Genomic DNA, 16,521 nt, shown 5'->3' with positions numbered 1-16,521 from the left:
TTTTAACTATACCGAAAAACACCTCTCCCAACAAGCTGAATTGGAAAGAGGTGTGAAAATTTTTCTTAGTTTTTCTGATATTGAAGCAAACCAGTTAGATTTTCGATTTGTTCTTCAATGCTAAGACCAACTGTTGTATCCTTAATCAAAATTCTAGTCAGTTCCTGGTCGATCACTTTTTTCAAAGAGGTTTGATCTGACTGCTTCTCTAATAGATTTTCAACCGAAGTAAACGGCTCATGGGTTACTAATTGGAAGCCATAGGAATTATTCAATAGTGAATAACCGGCAATCCCAGTCGTTTTCTGGTAAGCTTTTGAAAGGCCGCCATCAATGACAAACAGCATACCTTCACCTTTAATCGGAGATTCTCCACCTTTGACCTTCACCGGTGTGTGCCCGTTAATGATCCGTGAAGCTGGTGAATACAAACCAAATTCCTCTAAAATCATTTCGCAAATTTCTTTTTTATCTCGGAAGGAATAGTAGCTGTTTTTCACCTCAACGTGGGTCTTTTTATCTTCAATAAAGTAGCGTTCAAAGGTCGTCATGGCACTTTTCCCGAATTGCGGCGAAATTTTGCCGGTCCAGCAATACCAAATCCAATCAGCATGGGGATTATCTGTACTTTGATCGTTACAGCCCAAACGGATCTGATTTTCAAAAAATTCCAACAGCCCTTTTCCTTCGTACACGTCTTTTCCAACCTTTAGCGGCAAGAAATTTCCTTTCTCATCTAGTGGAATACAGCCGTGGAATAGAAGGTGCTGATTATATACTAAGTACATGGAGCCTTTGTCTAGTAAAAAATTCATATGTTCCTGCATTTTTGCTGACATTTGGAAGGAGGCCATCAGCATATCCACTACATAATATTCCTGCTGTGTAAGGGCATATGGGTCCTTTTGCAGTGTTTGGAAACAGCTTCCTTGCAAGGGATAAGTGTTTTTCCCCAGTTTGATCGTATTCGACTTGAAATTAATTCGATCAAACATTAAACGATCCTCCATCTCAAATTCAGGATGACGTTTAATTAACTGGCCTTCTAATTTGAATTGTAAAATAGATAAGGCTTGATGAACCTTTTCTAGTGTGTCTAAGCTTTCAATAGAATAATCAGCACTGCAATTCTTTTCTTTAGGCGTAAATACTGGATTCTTTTCATAATGCTCTTCAGCATACATAAACAAAGGACGCAGATTTAAGGCATAAGCCTGCTCAATTTCATAAAGATAATTGTAACGAGCGGCAATCCGCAGCAAGGTAATCAAACAAGCACGAGATCCGCCATATGCTCCCATCCATAAAATGTCGTGGTTGCCCCACTGAACGTCGATAGAAGGCTGCTGGCATAATCGATCCATAATCTTGTCCGCAGCCGGTCCACGGTCATAAATATCGCCTACTACGTGCAGATGGTCTAAAACCAGTCGTTGAATACTGTAGCACAAAGCAATGATAAAGGGCTCGCCCTGATCCAGCTCCAAAAGATGAGACATGATTTGGTCAAAATAGTCGGCTTTATCCTGATAATTGGTATCAGTGTACATTAACTCTTCAATAATATAAGCATATTGCTTAGGCAAAGCTTTTCTGACCTTCGAACGGGTATATTTGGTAGAAGAATAGCTCAATAGCTCAAGCAGCTGGCGAATTTTTTTACGGTACCAAGAACAATCCTTATGGTCAAAGAAGGTTTTACTGGCTAACGTTTCTCTTGGATAAGCCACTAAAAGGGTTAATTTATCTTTCTCATGGGAAGTCAAGCGATCTTGAAACAATCCGCTGATCTTTTCTTTGATATTACCAGCTCCGGTGCGCAGAATATGATTAAAGGCATCATATTCACCGTGAATATCGCTGATATACAATTCGGTTCCTTTAGGCAAGTGCATGATTGCTTCTAGGTTAATCAGTTCAGTCAAGATTGCTTCTTTGGTATTGAATTCCTTTTCCAGCATTTGATAATATTTTTCACGGGTAGACTGCATAAAAACCTCCAATTAGTCTGGTAAATTGCTATCCATGTATTCAGCAATTAAGGTGGCAGCTTCTTCAATGGATTTATTGGTTACATCAAGTGAGAATGCTCCTAACTCATCAAACACACCTAAGGCATAATCCAGCTCATCTTTGATTCGTTTGATATCTGCATAGCGAGAGTTTTCCTGCAGGCCTAATGAATGTAGACGGCTGGTACGGATTTTTTGTTGAGTTTCTGGCTCAATAACTAAGCCCACCAGTTTTTCTTTCGGCACCTGCTTAATCTGTTCGGGCAATGGCACCTCAGGAATCAGTGGCAAGTTGGCAACTTTGTAACGGTTATTTGCTAAGTACATGCTTAAAGGTGTTTTAGAAGTGCGTGAAATCCCCAATAGGACAATATCAGCTTCCATAAAGCCTTTTGGATCTTTTCCGTCATCATATTTCACTGCAAATTCGATGGCTTCTACTCGGTTAAAGTATTCCTGATTCAATTTATGAACCGTACCCGCTTCTTGCAGCGGTTCAACCCCGGTTTTTTGATAGATAATATCCATGAATGGACACATCAGGTCGATATATTGCAAACCAGTTCGGCTACAGAATTCCGCAACAATCTTCGTTAAATTACTACTAACCAACGTGGTGACCACGATTGCGCCATCTTTTAAGGCATCGCTCAAAATTTCCTTCAACTCTGCTTCATCTTTCATGAAAGGGAAACGATAAGACATATCGAAATCAACATCAGGAAATTGTGCAGTAACTGCATTTACCAATTTTAAAGAAGTTTCGCCAACGGCATCAGAGATCATATATAACGGTACACTTTTTTTCATTATTAATTCTCCTATCGATTAGTTTCTGTTTGCTTCGCTTGCTGCATAATATAGTTGAAGATACGTGATTTTGTAATTTTGCCAATCACTTTTTTGGGATCATCATCACTGACAACCGGCAAAGAATCCACTTGATAATCCAATAAGACTGCTCCTGCCTCTAAGACGGTATAGTCTTTTGTGCACGTGCGGATGTGGGGTGCGCGGGTCATGACCACTGCAACGGGTGTATTCTGCAAATTGCTGTTCAAAGCGGCCCGCAGCAAATCTTTTCGGGATAATAAACCAACTAAATGCTGCTCTTTGTCTGTGACATAAATAGAACCGACATCATACATGAACATATTAGTAATCGCATCGTGAATCGATGTGTCCTGCGGAGTCAGCAGTGGTGAGAGCATAATATCACCGACCTTCACTGAAAAGATTTTATCAAACAAGAATTGTTCGATGCCGATACCGGTATAGGTATACCCGACTTTAGGGCTGGCCTCCAGCATACCGGCCATCGTCAGAAAAGACAGGTCTGTACGCAACGTTGCGTGGGAGATGCCTAAATTTTCAGCAATCTTTTCTCCGCTTAACGGCTGGTCTTTTTTTACGATTTCGATGATTTTCTCTTGCCGTTCTGATAGCTTCATAAGTTCCTCCTATAGTGCTATGATTCATTCGTACATCAAATATTATACACTTATTCGCTATATAAACAACATAAATAGCTAAATAAACGCATATTAATTTTCCGTTGATGAGACAAATTCTTTTACGAATAAAAGGATTAGCGTTATACTGTTTTTGGTTAAATAGCCTGTTGGTCAAGGGGTTAAGACGCCGCGTTCTCAGCGCGGAATCACGGGTTCAAATCCCGTACAGGTTATAGTTGGCTGCGGCAGTCGTTTTTTTATTGACGATTGTCGCAGCTTTTTTTTCTTATGAAAAACTAAAAGGTTCCTCTTTTTTCGTTGAACAAAAAAGTCGATATTTTCCAAGCCAATTGGCGTATACTGTCTATATAATGAGGAAAAGACAGGAGCATGGTGAATGGCACAAGCAAAAAAAGTGATTTGTTATGATGCACAATTGGAGCTGGAGGCGTATACCTTTACGGGCGTTTCCCAAAATTTTCCCAATCATTTCCACGATTATTATGTAATTGGTCTAATTGAGGCTGGTGAGCGCCATTTGATTGTAAATCAACAGGAATATAACATCGGACCAGGTGATCTTCTGACCTTTAATCCCTATGACAAGCATAGCTGCGAAGAAATTTCGTCAGGACGTTTAACTTATCGTTGCTTCAATCTCCAAAAGGAAAAAATGCGTCAAGTTATGCAGGAGATTGGCGCTCAGGAGGAATTGCCGTATTTTCTTCAACCAGTTCAATTTCAAATTACTCAAGGGGACGACTTTACCCAAGTCCATCAAATGATCATGGCTGAGCAGGAAGAAAATGAAAAGGAATCGCTGTTTTATTTGCTTATGGAAGAGCTGCTGCAAAGCTTTACTTCTATGCAGCCGACTCAATTATCGTTTGCCAAGGAAGAAGTGGAGCAGGTGTGCAGCTATTTGGAACAGCATTACGAGGAGAAGATTACCTTAGATCAATTAAGTGAAATTGCTCATTTAAATAAGCACTCCTTAGTTCGTAACTTTACCCGTTACAAAGGCATCACACCGTATCGCTATTTAGAAACTTTACGGATTGACAAAGCCAAAAAATTGCTGGAGCAGGGGGAAAGCTTGTTAGCAGCGGCCCAACAAACTGGCTTTTATGATCAAAGTCATTTTGCCAATTATTTTAACCGCCTAATTGGTCTTACGCCTAGTCAATACCAGTCTGTCTTTTTAAAAATGAAGGAAAAAGAGGATTTGTATGAATAGTGAACGAAAATGTGTCATGGTAGTGGATGAGAAGATGCCTTTAGGAATTATCGCTAATAGTACCGCAGTAATGGGGGTTACGATTGGCAAGCTATTTCCAGAGGTGGTAGGACAAAATGTATTTGATCAAACCGGTTATGAGCATCAAGGGATTATTGAATTTCCGATTCCCATTTTGAAGGGCAATAAAGATTTTTTGCGGGAATTAAAGGAGAAAATCCAAGAACCAAAGTTTGAAAAGGTAACGGTAGTCGATTTCTTTGATGCCGCTCAAAGCTGCAAAACCTATGAAGAATATATTGAAAAAATGAAGGACATTCCAGAATCAGCCCTTCAATATTTTGGCTTAACCTTTTTTGGTCCGAAAAAACAGGTGAATCAATTAACAGGCAGTTTGCCCTTATTAAGATAAACAGGAAGCTGTGTCCGTTCACAATTATGCGAGCTGACACAGCTTTTTTTGCTGAAAAAAACCTAGCTGCAACGAGCTAGGCTTAATCAACTATTTACGTTTTTGTTTTCCGGCATTCCGACCATTAGACGATTTCTTCGGCTGATTAACAGCTTTAGGTTTAATTGGTTCGGCTTTTTTCATCGTTTGAGGCGTCACGACCTGTTTTGGCGGATTTTTCGCCAGGTCTTCTTTAATTTGCGCTTTAATTCTTGGACGCATCAATACATTAGTAATAAATGTTTGGATACAGCTGAAGATACCGCCGACTACCCAGTAAAGACCCACACCAGCTGGTGAACTGAAGGTCATGAAAACGATCATCAAAGGTGAGGCAATCATCATGCTGCGCATGGTTTTCTTCTGTTCTTCTGGCACACCAATTAGTGAAATATAGCTTTGCAGCAGGTAAGCCACCCCTACAAAAACCACTAAAATATAGCTAGGTTTTGCTAAATCAATCCCTAAGAAGACTGAGTCTTGGATTCCTGTAGAGAAACGAGCTGTATAATACAAAGCAGAAAAAATTGGCATTTGAATTAATAACGGTAGACAGCCGATACCGCCCATCATGCTAACATTGTTTTCTTTATAAACTGCCTGCATTTCTCTTTGAGCTTCCATTTGTTCTTCAGGAGTTGATGCTTCCTTTAATTTTGCTTGAGCAGCGTCAACCTGGGGCTTGATAGATTGCATTTTCTCTGTTTGAATCAATGATTTTTTCGACTGATTGATTCCTAATGGCATAATAATCAAACGGACAATGATCGTCAAAACAATGATTGCTAAACCATAGGACCAGTTGAAATTATGAACCATCCATTCCAAGAAGCTCTCTAAAGGGACAACTAAGAAGCGGTAAACAATACCTGATGTATCTGGTTTTCCGTCACTGCCCATGCGGACACAGCCAGATAGAAATACCACAAGACTTAGGAGACCCGTTCCAAGAAGCCATTTTTTCATTTTATTCATTTAATTCTTCCTCTGCTAATAAAATTTCACACAGGAAATACTATACTAAAGATCACATCCCTTTTCAATTGAATTTCAAAAAAAGGCGATGGATTCAACGTTTTCTTAATAGATTACCGAGAATTTCTTCCGATCCTCAATCGAAGAGTCCTCATACTTTTCCATATGGTCTACTCGAGCAAAGGAATGGGGCGGCTGTTTGATTTTTTCCAAGAAGGTTTCCATTTGTTCAGCTGTACCAATGGCCTCAATTGTTACACTACCATTATCTTCATTTTTTACAGTTCCAGTAATACCGATTTCCTGAGCCAGCATTTGCGTAGTGTAGCGGAAGCCGACACCTTGAACACGTCCAGTGACATTAATATACATTTTCATGATCTGATTCCTCCTTTTTTACTATCATAACGAGTTTTGCTGGCTGAGACAAGAAAACGCGTGCTATAATGCCAAAGAGGTGACGCAAGTTGAAAGAAATTCAATCCATCAAAAATCCATTAATTAAAGAAACAAAAAAATTGCAGCAGAAAAAGTATCGCCAGCAAACCAATTCCTATATGCTGGAGGGCTTTCATTTGGTTCAGGAAGCCTTCCATGCAGGAGCAGCGATTCAAGAAATTTTTGTTAACCAGCGGGGGCATAAGGAATGGTCCGATTGGCTGGAGGAACGGTACCCTGAATATTATTTAGTTAGCGATGAGATTCTAAAAACGCTGGCTGACCAGCCCACACCCCAAGGAATGATCGCCGTTGTTTCCATGACAGAAGGCTCAATGGAACAGTTCGATGGCGCCTGGCTGCTGCTGGATCAGGTTCAAGATCCAGGAAATGTTGGTACAATGATTCGAACCGCGGATGCTGCTGGTTTCAGCGGTGTTGTGTTAGGCGAGGGAACCGTTGATTTATATAATCCCAAAACCTTGCGCAGTATGCAGGGAAGTCACTTTCATTTAACCGTGGTGTCTAGGAAGCTGGAGGAATTGATTCCTGAACTACAAGCACAGCAAATACCTGTCTATGGAACAGCCTTAGACAAAGATGCCAAAAACTATCGAACAGTGGAAGCACAAGCCAATTTTGCCTTAGTGATGGGAAATGAAGGTCAGGGAATGAATCCAGACATATTAGCGATGACAGATGCTAACTTATATATTCCCATTAAAGGCCAAGCAGAGTCCTTGAACGTAGCAGTAGCCGCTGGAATCCTAATGTTTAAGTTGGTTAAGTAATTGTGAAGAAAGATTCATGCTTATTAAGGTTCCTTTAAAGTTGGTTACAAGTCAGGTAGTTCACCTATTTTCTTGTTTGAAAGCGTGTTATACTACTTAACAGATACGAAAGAAAAGGGGCTTTGCATTACATGAATTGGCAAGACGATAAAGAGTATATGTCCTATGTTGAAGATCTGCTAGCTACCGAAGAAGTACAAAAATTGGCAAATTATACCCAACACATGAATTCAACACGCTTGGAACACTCAATTAGTGTTTCTTACAATAGCTATAAAATTGCAAAACGTTTGAATGGCAACGCGAAAGCAACAGCGCGCGCGGGACTGTTACACGATTTGTTTTATTATGATTGGCACACAACTAAGTTTGATGAAGGTTCTCATGCTTATATGCATCCGCGTATTGCAGTGAAGAATGCAGAAAAGATCACTGAATTATCTGCATTGGAACGTGATATTATCATCAAGCATATGTGGGGCGCAACCATTACACCGCCTAAATACAAAGAAGGCTATATTGTGACAATGGTTGACAAATATTGCGCTATTAAAGAAGCAGCAGCACCATTTACTGCACGCTTAAACAGAAGAAGAGTAAAAAAAGAAGTTATCTAAAGAGCCTAATTTAGGCTCTTTTTTTTTATCAGTTCTGCTTTTGGCAGGATCTTAATGGAATGAACACTGCATAAAATTCAAATAAAATCAGAAAAGTGAACAGTATAGCAGAATGATATGCGCAAGAGAATGAGAATCATTTTTCGGTTTTAGAAAAATGCTATCCTATTTTACGAATTAGCTGTCAGTTCTGCTTTTCGCAGCATGCAAATGGATGATAACTACATAAAAAATATCAAAAAATTGGAAAAGCAACCAGTATAGCAGAATGATATGCGCAAGAGAATGGGAATCATTTTTCGGTTTTAGAAAAATGCTATCCTGTTCAACGTGTCTTTCTAAGATATTGAAAGGGTTCTAGGTTTAAATGTTGACGGAAATGACGGTTTGCGGCTACAATGATAAGAGGTGAATTTAAGTAAACTACACCTTTTCCCTGGAATAGACATGAGTGAGGAAGATAAATTTGATTGGAAAAGACAATTTAGTAAAACAGTTTACGTTAGCATTAACAGGTACGTTTATTGCAGCTTTGGGCATTCGTTTAATTGTTGTTAGTGGATTAGGTGCTGATGCAATTAGTACACTGGTGTTGGGTCTCTTACAGCACATCCCATTGCGCTTTGGTACAATCAGCTTACTATTTAATGCGATTGTATTAGTGATTATCTTTTTTTATGATCGCAGTATGGTTGGTATTGGTAGCGTTATCAATGGTTTTGGCGTGGGACTTTGCCTAAATCTGATTGATTCGCTTGGGTTGCTGCATACGATACCTGAGGCACTGGCCTATCCGTCAGTTGTAATAGGAACGGTCGTATTTGGGATGGGTACAGGTATATACCTGTTGGCAAATGCTGGCTCAGCTGCTTACGAAAGCTTAATGATCGTTTTGCAGCGAGTATTAAAGGTATCAGTCAAAACAGCCCGCATTGTATTAGATGGCAGTTTCTTTCTAGTCGGCTTTCTGCTGGGGGGGACAATTGGTTTTGGTACAGTGATTGTGCTGGTGCTGATGGGGCCGTCATTGGAGCTGACCTTGAATCATTTACCAAAGTGGAGGATGTTTCGGACGCGAAAAGTAAATTAAAAAGCTGGTGCAAAATTCTAATGAAAGAATTTTGCGCCAGCTTCTTTTTTGGGCATTGGATGAGGCAGTGCCTTGGATAGGAAAATGTAGCCAACAGCATTTAAAATCATCATACCAATAAAGATAGCAAATGATCCAGGGTGTAGTAGACCAACTTCCAAAATAGAATGGAAAAGCATGGCAGCTACATAAATCCCCCCTACGGTTGTTACGATCAAAAAGATACGTAAGGGGTTTAGCGGCAGGCAGGCTTTGATAACTGCCAAACAGCTGATACCGATTAACAGATAATACATCAAAGTCGTTGTATCAATTTGTGTCCAGTGATTGTTTCGAGCAAGCAAGGAAACAATCAGCACATTTGCAACAACGAGTAAAGCGTTAGGAGCGGCTGCCCGCAATGCTGTTGGCAGGAATTTACCTTTAATCCGTTCCTTGTTTCCTTCAAAGGATAAGAAGAAGGAAGGGTAGCCTTCAATCGCCAAATCAATTAAAGTAATTTGAATCGGGATGAAAGGGAACGCCGTAGCGGTTAATAAGCAAATCACAGACAACAGAAACGAATAGATCGTTTTGATAAAGAAGATCCCAGATACCTTGGTAACATTATTGACTACTCGGCGACCTTCAAAAACAACTTCAGGCAAGGAAGTAAAATCTGAATCTAACAAGACTAAATTAGCAATCTGGCGAGTGGCATCATCACCATCAGCCATTGCAATACTAACGTCCGCTTCCCGCAGAGCTAATACATCATTTACACCATCACCGGTCATGGCAACGGTCCGGCCAGCATTTTTCAATGACTGCACCAGTAATTTTTTCTGATGAGGAGCAACCCGGCCAAAAACCGTATATTGTTGTGCTGCATCAATGACTTCTTGGTCTGTGTCGCAGGTAGCCAAATCAATATAGCGTTCAAAATTTGGCAGGCCAGCCCGACGAGCAATGTTGGACACGGTGATGGGATTATCACCAGAGATGACCTTCAATTCCACACCCTCGTTATAGAGATAAGCCAGTGTTTCTTCTGCATTGCGGCGGATCACGTCTTCAATCTCAATCACAGCCAGAGCAGTAAGATTTTCTTTCTCCTCAGGAACTTTGCTGCCAGGACCTGCGGCTAAAAGCAATACCCGTAGTCCTTCTTCTTGAGCGCTTGCTACTTGAGCGGGTAAAGCATTGGCAGCTAATAATTTTTCAGGTGCTCCCAGGTAAACCACACCAAAGTCTTCTAAAGCCATTGCTCCCCATTTACGGTCAGAGGAGAAGGGTAAGACATCTAAGCTGCGGTAACGATCAGTTTCAGGAAAGTAGTCTCGCAAAGCTTGCATCGTGACATTGCTATCCGTGCTTTGTGCCAGATAACTGCCAAGCAAGGCCTGGACATCAACATCGGAAGCAACCGAGTGAACATTGGTTACTCGCATGTTTCCTTCAGTAATGGTTCCCGTTTTATCTAAACAAAGAGTATCCACATGAGCCAGGGTTTCGATTGAATACATATCTTGCACTAAAATCCGTTTTTTCGCCAATTTGGTTACACCAGTTGTTAAGGCGATACTGATTAAAAGGACCAATCCTTTTGGCAGCATACCTAAAACCGCAGCAGCTGAAACGACTACGGATGCTTTAATCCCGCTTGTCCGGAAAAAGAAGGCCTCCAGAAACAACAAGATCCCAAAAGGAATAATGATGAAGCTGGTAAACTTAGATACCTTACGAATAGCTCGAACCAATTCTGAATTGAATGGTTTGTGAACTTTGGCTTCACTTGCCAGCTTCGTTGCGTAATTGTCTGCACCCACGTGAATGACTTTTGCGACCACTTCACCACTGGTTAAGAAGCTGCCTGATAACAATTCGCTGCCAGCAGTTTTACTGATTAAATCAGATTCGCCGGTTAACATCGCTTCATTGACTTCAGCAAAGCCCGATAGAACATCCATATCAGCTGAAATTTGTTCGCCAGCATGGACAATCGTGATATCGTCCAACACCAAGTCTGTCGAGTTGATGGCTTGCTCCTGGCCGTCACGAATGACTTTAACCTTTTGCTGGTTAACTATCGATAGTTTCTGCACCAGATTCCGCGCATGAATTTCTTGGTAAATTCCGATACAAATATTGGTTAAAATAATGACTAGATAGAACATGTTGGTGTAGGCACCTACTAGAAAAAGGCAGATACCAATAATCAAATTTAAAAAGTTGAAAAGAGTGACAATATTATCGTAGAGAATCGCCTTCGTTGATTTTGTGGCGTTTTCCTCATAGTTGTTTTGCAGCCCCTGCGCTTTGCGCTGCTGTACTTCGTTTTCAGTTAGTCCTGTTTGCTTCACAACATTTCCCGCTTTCCGTAAAAATCTCATACAGCATCCAAGATAGCATAAAATAAAGGGCAAATAACGAAAATGTGGGGAAACACGCGTTTTTTTATGAAAATTTTAAAGGACAAAATTGTAAATTAAAGGAAACTATTTCTTGGATTTTCAGTCTAAAAAGTTCTTTTAAGAAGAAAACGCATTTATGCCTAGTAAGTCAGGAACATATTTGCTACAATAAACGAGGTGTAATTATCGAAGAAGGAGTGTTTTTTAATGATTTCAGCAAGCGATTTACGTGCCGGCATGACCTTTGTTCAAGACGGCAAATTAATTAAAGTACTAGAAGCCAGCCATCATAAACCTGGTAAAGGAAATACCGTTATGCGTATGAAATTGCGTGACGTTCGTTCGGGTGCTACTTATGATACGACTTTGCGTCCTGATGAAAAATTTGAGAAGGCTATGATGGAAACCAAACCGGTTCAATACCTTTACAGCCAAGATGACATGGCTATCTTTATGGATTTGGAAACCTACGAACAATATGAATTACCTATTTCTACAATCGAAGAAGAAATGAAATATTTGTTGGAAAACATGGAAGTAAAAATCCAATTTTTCGGTTCAGAAGTTATCGGCGTAACATTGCCAACATCCGTTATCCTGCGAGTGGTTGAGACCCAACCATCCATCAAAGGTGCAACGGTAACAGGTTCTGGTAAACCAGCTACAATGGAGACGGGCTTAGTTGTTAACGTTCCTGACTTTGTTGAAGCAGGAGAATTATTAGAAATCAATACACAAGAAGGCACCTACGCAAAACGCGCAGGTAAATAATCGACCAGAGGACCCAAGTGCTTTTAGGCAATTGAGTCCTCTTTTTTATACGGTAAAAGGACCAGCCACCGGGATTGGATGGCTGATCCTTATTTTTAATGTGTATAAAAATGGGTGACCCAACGCTTGTAAGGCAAGACACTTCCTAAGAAATAGGTAAGGATGCTTTGGATCGGAACCCAGATGACTGCTTTAATTAGTCGTGGTGCCCAGATAACCCAGCTGTCTAATGGAACATGGTACATCATTGCCAGCCATAAAGGGGTTAACATCAAGTTAATTACCACAGTGTTGACTAAAACAGATTGAATAGAGTTTTTCCAGGTAATTTCCTTTTTGTAAAAAAAATACCCGTAGATTGCACCAGATAAAAAGGCATTAATCGTAAAGCCAATAAAAAAAGGTGCTTTTGGCAGCAATGCCATACCGATAAAATCAGCAATGACAGCTCCTACTCCGGTCCAGATAGGACCAAAAAGCATGCCCATAATGATTTCCGGGACAAAGGAAAAATTCACTTTCAAAAACTGTGTCTCAATTCCTAGTACCCGAGTTAAAGTGACCATCATAGCAATCAATAATGCCATAGTGGTGATGCTTCTAGCATCCATTTTTTTCTTCATTTCTAGCATCTCCTTTAAGAGCTGCTACATCTTCATGCAGCGAATGCGAAAATAAAACCGCAGACCGAAGTCTTTCGTCCAGCAGGCAACATCCCATCCTCCCGGCACTTAACGCTTTATTCTCTACTCTGATTTTTATTTGGGGAAAACCCCGCTAAATCGTATCACAAATCCCTACTAAGCGCAATCGAACCCAGCCTTCGTTTTCAGAAAAACAAAATAAAAACTTTTCTTATTCTACGTTTTCTTATAAAATAGGGAGGAGTTATGGGAAATAATTCACAAAGATGCAAGTTTTCCTGAATTTGAGTAAGCAAATGGGAAACTAATTTGATAAATGAGGAGCAGGGACATGTATTCACCAACGGAAATTGCTGAGATTTGTGTAAAAAAAGGAATAGAAAAAACGAAGAAATCATTCATCGCCAAGCTTATTTTAGGCTTTATTGGTGGAGCAATGATTTCGTTAGGGTATTTGGGCTATATGAAGGTAGTGGCAATCACCCCAGAGGAGCTGCTTTTCTTGGGGACGCTGTTAGGGGCGTCGATTTTTCCAATTGGATTAGTAGTCATTTTGTTAGCCGGCGGTGAATTGGTGACAGGAAATATGGTGGCTGTCTCAATTGCTTGGCTGGATAAGAAGGTCAGCGGTATGGCTGTCATAAAAAATTGGGCGCTGATTACGTTTGCTAACTTCATCGGTGCGATTTTTGTTGCTTATTTCTTTAAACACTTAGTAGGATTAACGAGCAGTGGTGCGTATTTGCATGAGATTCAGGTTGTAGCTGCATCAAAGTTGGCTGCAACGCCACTGCAGGCCTTTGTATCAGGGATTGGCTGTAACTGGTTTGTGGGCCTTGGCGTATGGCTAAGCTATGGCTGCAAAGATTCAGCAGGCAAGATTCTCGGCATCTGGTTCCCGATTATGGTATTTGTTTTGCTGGGATTTCAACATAGTGTGGCTAACATGTTCGTCTTAACGGATGCAATAATCGAAGGGTATGCGGGCTTCGGCGATTTTTTCAGCAATATTATCCCCGTTTATTTTGGAAATATCGTTGGTGGTGTCGGTTTTGTTTCGCTGCCGTATTTTATGAGCTACTTAAATGGGGATCATTAGTTTTTGGTTGAGGAGCAGGATTGACTTGCTGCTCTTTTTTTATTTAGTGGCCTTCAGTTGTTGTGGCAAAAGAAAATATGCTACTCTAGGAAAAAGAGGTGGAAAGTATGACCCATTCAAAGGAAATAGCTGCAGAATTACGAGGGAACGTCTTGTTCAAAGTGTTCCCCTATTTATATAGTAAAAACTTGTCAAAAATGGCAAATCGTTTTCTTTATTCTTCCATTGGCAGCCAAGTAAAAAGTCCCACGCTGGGCTATGAGGAACGCTTTATCCCTCGAGTGGATGGCAGTCAGCTGCGTATTTGCATTTATCGGTCTAAAGACGAAGAAGTATCTAAAAAAGGTCCAGGCATTCTTTGGCTGCACGGAGGAGGGTACTCCATGGGAATTCCAGAGCTGGATGAACGAACCTATGAAGCACTTCTATCTGCCCATCCATGTGTCATTGTGGCGCCGGATTATCGACGGAGTGTTGATGCTTCGTATCCAGCAGCCATAGATGACAGCTATTTAGCCTTAAAATGGTTAAAGGAAAATGGGGAGCGTCTTGGCTGTCGTGTGGATCAATTGATGGTAGGCGGCAATAGTGCTGGCGGTGGACTGACTGTCGCTTTGACCATGCTGGCTCGTGACAAGCAGGAAGTCAGCATTGCTTATCAGATGCCGCTGTACCCTATGCTGGATGATCGCATGCAGACCGATTCAGCTAAGCATAATCATGCGCCGGTCTGGAATAGCCGAGCAAATCGGATTGCTTGGGATTTATATTTAGGTAAGCTGAAGGATTCACCCGACGTTCCTATTTATGCCGCCCCTGCTCGAGCCAAAGACTATACAGGGCTGCCGCCAGCAGTTACCTACGTGGGGGATATTGAACCTTTTTATGATGAAACCCTGCAGTATGCAGCTCAGTTGAAGGCGGTGGGTATTCCAGTTGCTTTAAAGGTTTTTCCAGGGGCTTATCATGGGTTTTCACAGGTGAAATTCGATCAGACGATCTCTCAAGAGGCCTTTGCTTTCTTTATTGAGAACTATATCTATGCCTGCCAACACTATTTTGCTAAGCAGGTGGAGGCATGAATCAGCGGGAAGCACAACAGGAATGGGCTCGTTGGAAATACTATGTAATGGCGCGCTCACAAGCAGAATATTTAAGCTTACGTCAGCTTTTCTCAGGAAATCAATGGGATGAAGAGAAGGAAAAAAGCTTTGTTGCAAGTCTTCAAAGAATCCAAAAACTTCCCGCTAATCCGAAAGCTATGCGCAATGCTTATGAACATGTGTGGGGCTACTATAAAAAGCAGGCTACCTCGGATGAACGAGCAACTTTTTACCAGAAGCTGACTGCTATCAGTGAAACAAAGGATGAGGCCTTAGCTTATTTACGCTATTTAAATGAAAAATATCCCAATCAATACCTTACGGACTCTAAACTATTCACTTAAAGCAGATTGTTTTCTTCTTTCCTGCAAACCTTCTATAATGAGGACGATGGAGGGATACATAATGAAAACTAGAGCAATTGTGATAAATCAATACGGCGGAGCCGACCAATTAGTAGAAGATACAGTGGAGCTGCCGGAATTAGAAGCGAATCAAGTAATCGTGAAGGTTAAAGCAACTTCAGTCAATCCAATTGATTGGAAGCTGCGTGAAGGATATTTAAGTCAAATGATGCCTTGGGAATTCCCCATCATTTTAGGCTGGGATGTTGCGGGTGAAATCGTAGAAGTAGGGGACCAAGTAAAGGATTGGCAGGTAGGAGATCAAGTCTTTGCCCGACCTGAAACGACCCGTTTTGGAACCTATGCCGACTACACGATTGTCGATGATCATCTGTTGGCTAAATTGCCTGAAAATATTTCCTTTGAAGAAGCTGCGGCTGTTCCCTTGGCAGGTTTAACTGCTTATCAAGCGTTATTCACCCATGGTCATTTAAAGGCTGGTGAAAAAGTCTTAATCCATGCTGGTGCTGGCGGGGTAGGTATGTTTGCTATTCAGCTGGCTAAAAATGCTGGGGCTGAGGTAATCACTACCGCTAGTGCAAAGAACCATGAATGGCTGAAGAAATTAGGGGCTGATCAAGTGATTGATTACCACACGACTGATTTTTCAGAAGTCTTAAGCGATATCGATTTAGTCTTTGATACAATGGGCGGCGAGATCCAAGCGAAAAGCTTTAAGGTTTTAAAACCAGAAAGCGGCCGGTTGATTTCAATTGTAGGCACACCAATTTTGGAGCTGGCTAAGGAATACAATATCTTGTTGGCTAAAAGTATTTGGTTAAATCCAGATGGTGGTCAGCTACAGGAATTGGCTGAGTTATTGCAAAAAGGAAAATTGCAAAGTATCGTTGGCGAAACGTTTCCTTTAACAGCTGATGGTGTGAAAGAAGCCCATCAATTGAGTGAAACCCATCACGCCAAAGGGAAAATTGTTTTAACGAATACCTTTAGTTAATAAAACAAAACGCTGACAGATAAGAACTCTCTTAGGCGATGACATCAGTTTTATGCAAGGCAGTCAATCAGTACTTAATCAGTGTCA

17 protein-coding genes, 1 tRNA gene and 1 riboswitch are annotated in these 16,521 nt (G+C 40.9%); of the genes, 11 read left to right on the top strand and 7 right to left on the bottom strand.

Annotated features, from left to right (window positions below; genetic code table 11):
- Positions 1–65: 65 nt before the first annotated feature.
- Genes I588_RS16540 through I588_RS16530 form a run of 3 tightly spaced genes read right to left on the bottom strand, consistent with a single transcriptional unit; the run spans position 66 to position 3,463 of the window.
- Complete coding sequence (locus I588_RS16540; RefSeq protein ID WP_010759910.1) at positions 66–1,991, bottom strand: fructose-bisphosphatase class III; 1,926 nt, start codon at positions 1,989–1,991, stop codon at positions 66–68.
- 12 nt (positions 1,992–2,003) lie between these two features.
- Entirely contained in the window at positions 2,004–2,822 is an 819-nt protein-coding gene (locus I588_RS16535) for a pyruvate, water dikinase regulatory protein (protein WP_010759909.1), read from the bottom strand.
- An 11-nt stretch (positions 2,823–2,833) separates the two neighbouring features.
- Positions 2,834–3,463, bottom strand: a complete 630-nt coding sequence (locus I588_RS16530) for a helix-turn-helix transcriptional regulator (protein ID WP_010759908.1) — start codon at positions 3,461–3,463, stop codon at positions 2,834–2,836.
- Positions 3,464–3,627: 164 nt separating this feature from the next.
- Between I588_RS16530 and I588_RS16525 the strand changes: the two genes are divergently transcribed.
- The 3 genes from I588_RS16525 to I588_RS16510 all read left to right on the top strand — a co-directional run bounded on the left by I588_RS16525 (position 3,628) and on the right by I588_RS16510 (position 5,115).
- Positions 3,628–3,699: transfer RNA gene (locus I588_RS16525), tRNA-Glu, on the top strand.
- A 164-nt stretch (positions 3,700–3,863) separates the two neighbouring features.
- Positions 3,864–4,703 (top strand): helix-turn-helix domain-containing protein, encoded by an 840-nt coding sequence (locus I588_RS16515; protein ID WP_010759907.1) that lies wholly within the window; start codon positions 3,864–3,866, stop codon positions 4,701–4,703.
- Positions 4,696–5,115 carry a DUF2000 domain-containing protein gene (locus I588_RS16510; protein ID WP_010759906.1) on the top strand — a complete coding sequence of 140 codons (420 nt, stop codon included), beginning with the start codon at positions 4,696–4,698 and terminating at the stop codon, positions 5,113–5,115. Before I588_RS16515 ends, I588_RS16510 begins: the two co-directional genes overlap by 8 nt.
- A 90-nt stretch (positions 5,116–5,205) precedes the next feature.
- Here I588_RS16510 and yidC read toward each other — a convergent pair whose 3' ends face one another.
- The gene (gene yidC, locus I588_RS16505) at positions 5,206–6,129 is read right to left on the bottom strand and encodes a membrane protein insertase YidC (protein ID WP_010759905.1); all 924 of its coding nucleotides are present in this window, start codon (positions 6,127–6,129) and stop codon (positions 5,206–5,208) included.
- A gap of 105 nt (positions 6,130–6,234) precedes the next feature.
- Positions 6,235–6,510 carry an acylphosphatase gene (locus I588_RS16500; protein WP_034694730.1) on the bottom strand — a complete coding sequence of 92 codons (276 nt, stop codon included), beginning with the start codon at positions 6,508–6,510 and terminating at the stop codon, positions 6,235–6,237.
- 86 nt (positions 6,511–6,596) lie between these two features.
- Between I588_RS16500 and I588_RS16495 the strand changes: the two genes are divergently transcribed.
- The 3 genes from I588_RS16495 to I588_RS16485 all read left to right on the top strand — a co-directional run bounded on the left by I588_RS16495 (position 6,597) and on the right by I588_RS16485 (position 9,065).
- On the top strand, positions 6,597–7,358 hold the full coding sequence (locus I588_RS16495) for a TrmH family RNA methyltransferase (RefSeq protein ID WP_010759903.1): 762 nt from the start codon (positions 6,597–6,599) through the stop codon (positions 7,356–7,358).
- A 131-nt stretch (positions 7,359–7,489) separates the two neighbouring features.
- Positions 7,490–7,975: an HD domain-containing protein gene (locus I588_RS16490; protein WP_010759902.1), complete on the top strand. Its 486-nt coding sequence runs from the start codon at positions 7,490–7,492 to the stop codon at positions 7,973–7,975.
- Positions 7,976–8,441: 466 nt separating this feature from the next.
- Entirely contained in the window at positions 8,442–9,065 is a 624-nt protein-coding gene (locus tag I588_RS16485; RefSeq protein WP_010759901.1) for a YczE/YyaS/YitT family protein, read from the top strand.
- Positions 9,066–9,082: 17 nt separating this feature from the next.
- Here I588_RS16485 and I588_RS16480 read toward each other — a convergent pair whose 3' ends face one another.
- Entirely contained in the window at positions 9,083–11,437 is a 2,355-nt protein-coding gene (locus tag I588_RS16480) for a cation-translocating P-type ATPase (protein WP_010759900.1), read from the bottom strand.
- Positions 11,438–11,665: 228 nt separating this feature from the next.
- On the opposite strand from I588_RS16480, the gene efp reads away from it, so the two are divergent.
- On the top strand, positions 11,666–12,229 hold the full coding sequence (gene efp, locus I588_RS16475) for an elongation factor P (protein ID WP_010759899.1): 564 nt from the start codon (positions 11,666–11,668) through the stop codon (positions 12,227–12,229).
- Positions 12,230–12,324: 95 nt separating this feature from the next.
- Here efp and I588_RS16470 read toward each other — a convergent pair whose 3' ends face one another.
- Positions 12,325–12,861: a folate family ECF transporter S component gene (locus I588_RS16470; protein WP_425387144.1), complete on the bottom strand. Its 537-nt coding sequence runs from the start codon at positions 12,859–12,861 to the stop codon at positions 12,325–12,327.
- Positions 12,862–12,887: 26 nt separating this feature from the next.
- Positions 12,888–12,985, bottom strand: a riboswitch (THF riboswitch).
- A 219-nt stretch (positions 12,986–13,204) separates the two neighbouring features.
- Here I588_RS16470 and I588_RS16465 point away from each other — a divergent pair.
- From I588_RS16465 to I588_RS16450, 4 genes are all read left to right on the top strand, one after another.
- On the top strand, positions 13,205–13,972 hold the full coding sequence (locus I588_RS16465) for a formate/nitrite transporter family protein (protein ID WP_010759897.1): 768 nt from the start codon (positions 13,205–13,207) through the stop codon (positions 13,970–13,972).
- A 107-nt stretch (positions 13,973–14,079) separates the two neighbouring features.
- The gene (locus I588_RS16460) at positions 14,080–15,054 is read left to right on the top strand and encodes an alpha/beta hydrolase (RefSeq protein ID WP_010759896.1); all 975 of its coding nucleotides are present in this window, start codon (positions 14,080–14,082) and stop codon (positions 15,052–15,054) included.
- Positions 15,051–15,419, top strand: coding sequence for a DUF1722 domain-containing protein (locus I588_RS16455; RefSeq protein WP_010759895.1), 369 nt, complete (start codon positions 15,051–15,053; stop codon positions 15,417–15,419). The genes I588_RS16460 and I588_RS16455 overlap by 4 nt, the downstream gene beginning before the upstream one ends.
- Before the next feature lie 37 nt (positions 15,420–15,456).
- Positions 15,457–16,434: an NADP-dependent oxidoreductase gene (locus I588_RS16450; protein WP_174316943.1), complete on the top strand. Its 978-nt coding sequence runs from the start codon at positions 15,457–15,459 to the stop codon at positions 16,432–16,434.
- Positions 16,435–16,521 lie beyond the last annotated feature (87 nt).

It is taken from the genome of Enterococcus pallens ATCC BAA-351 (assembly GCF_000407485.1).
GTDB classification, from domain to species: domain Bacteria; phylum Bacillota; class Bacilli; order Lactobacillales; family Enterococcaceae; genus Enterococcus_A; species Enterococcus_A pallens.
The sequence above is the reverse complement of the archived record's forward strand: the minus strand, read 5'-3'. Positions and strand labels throughout refer to the sequence as shown.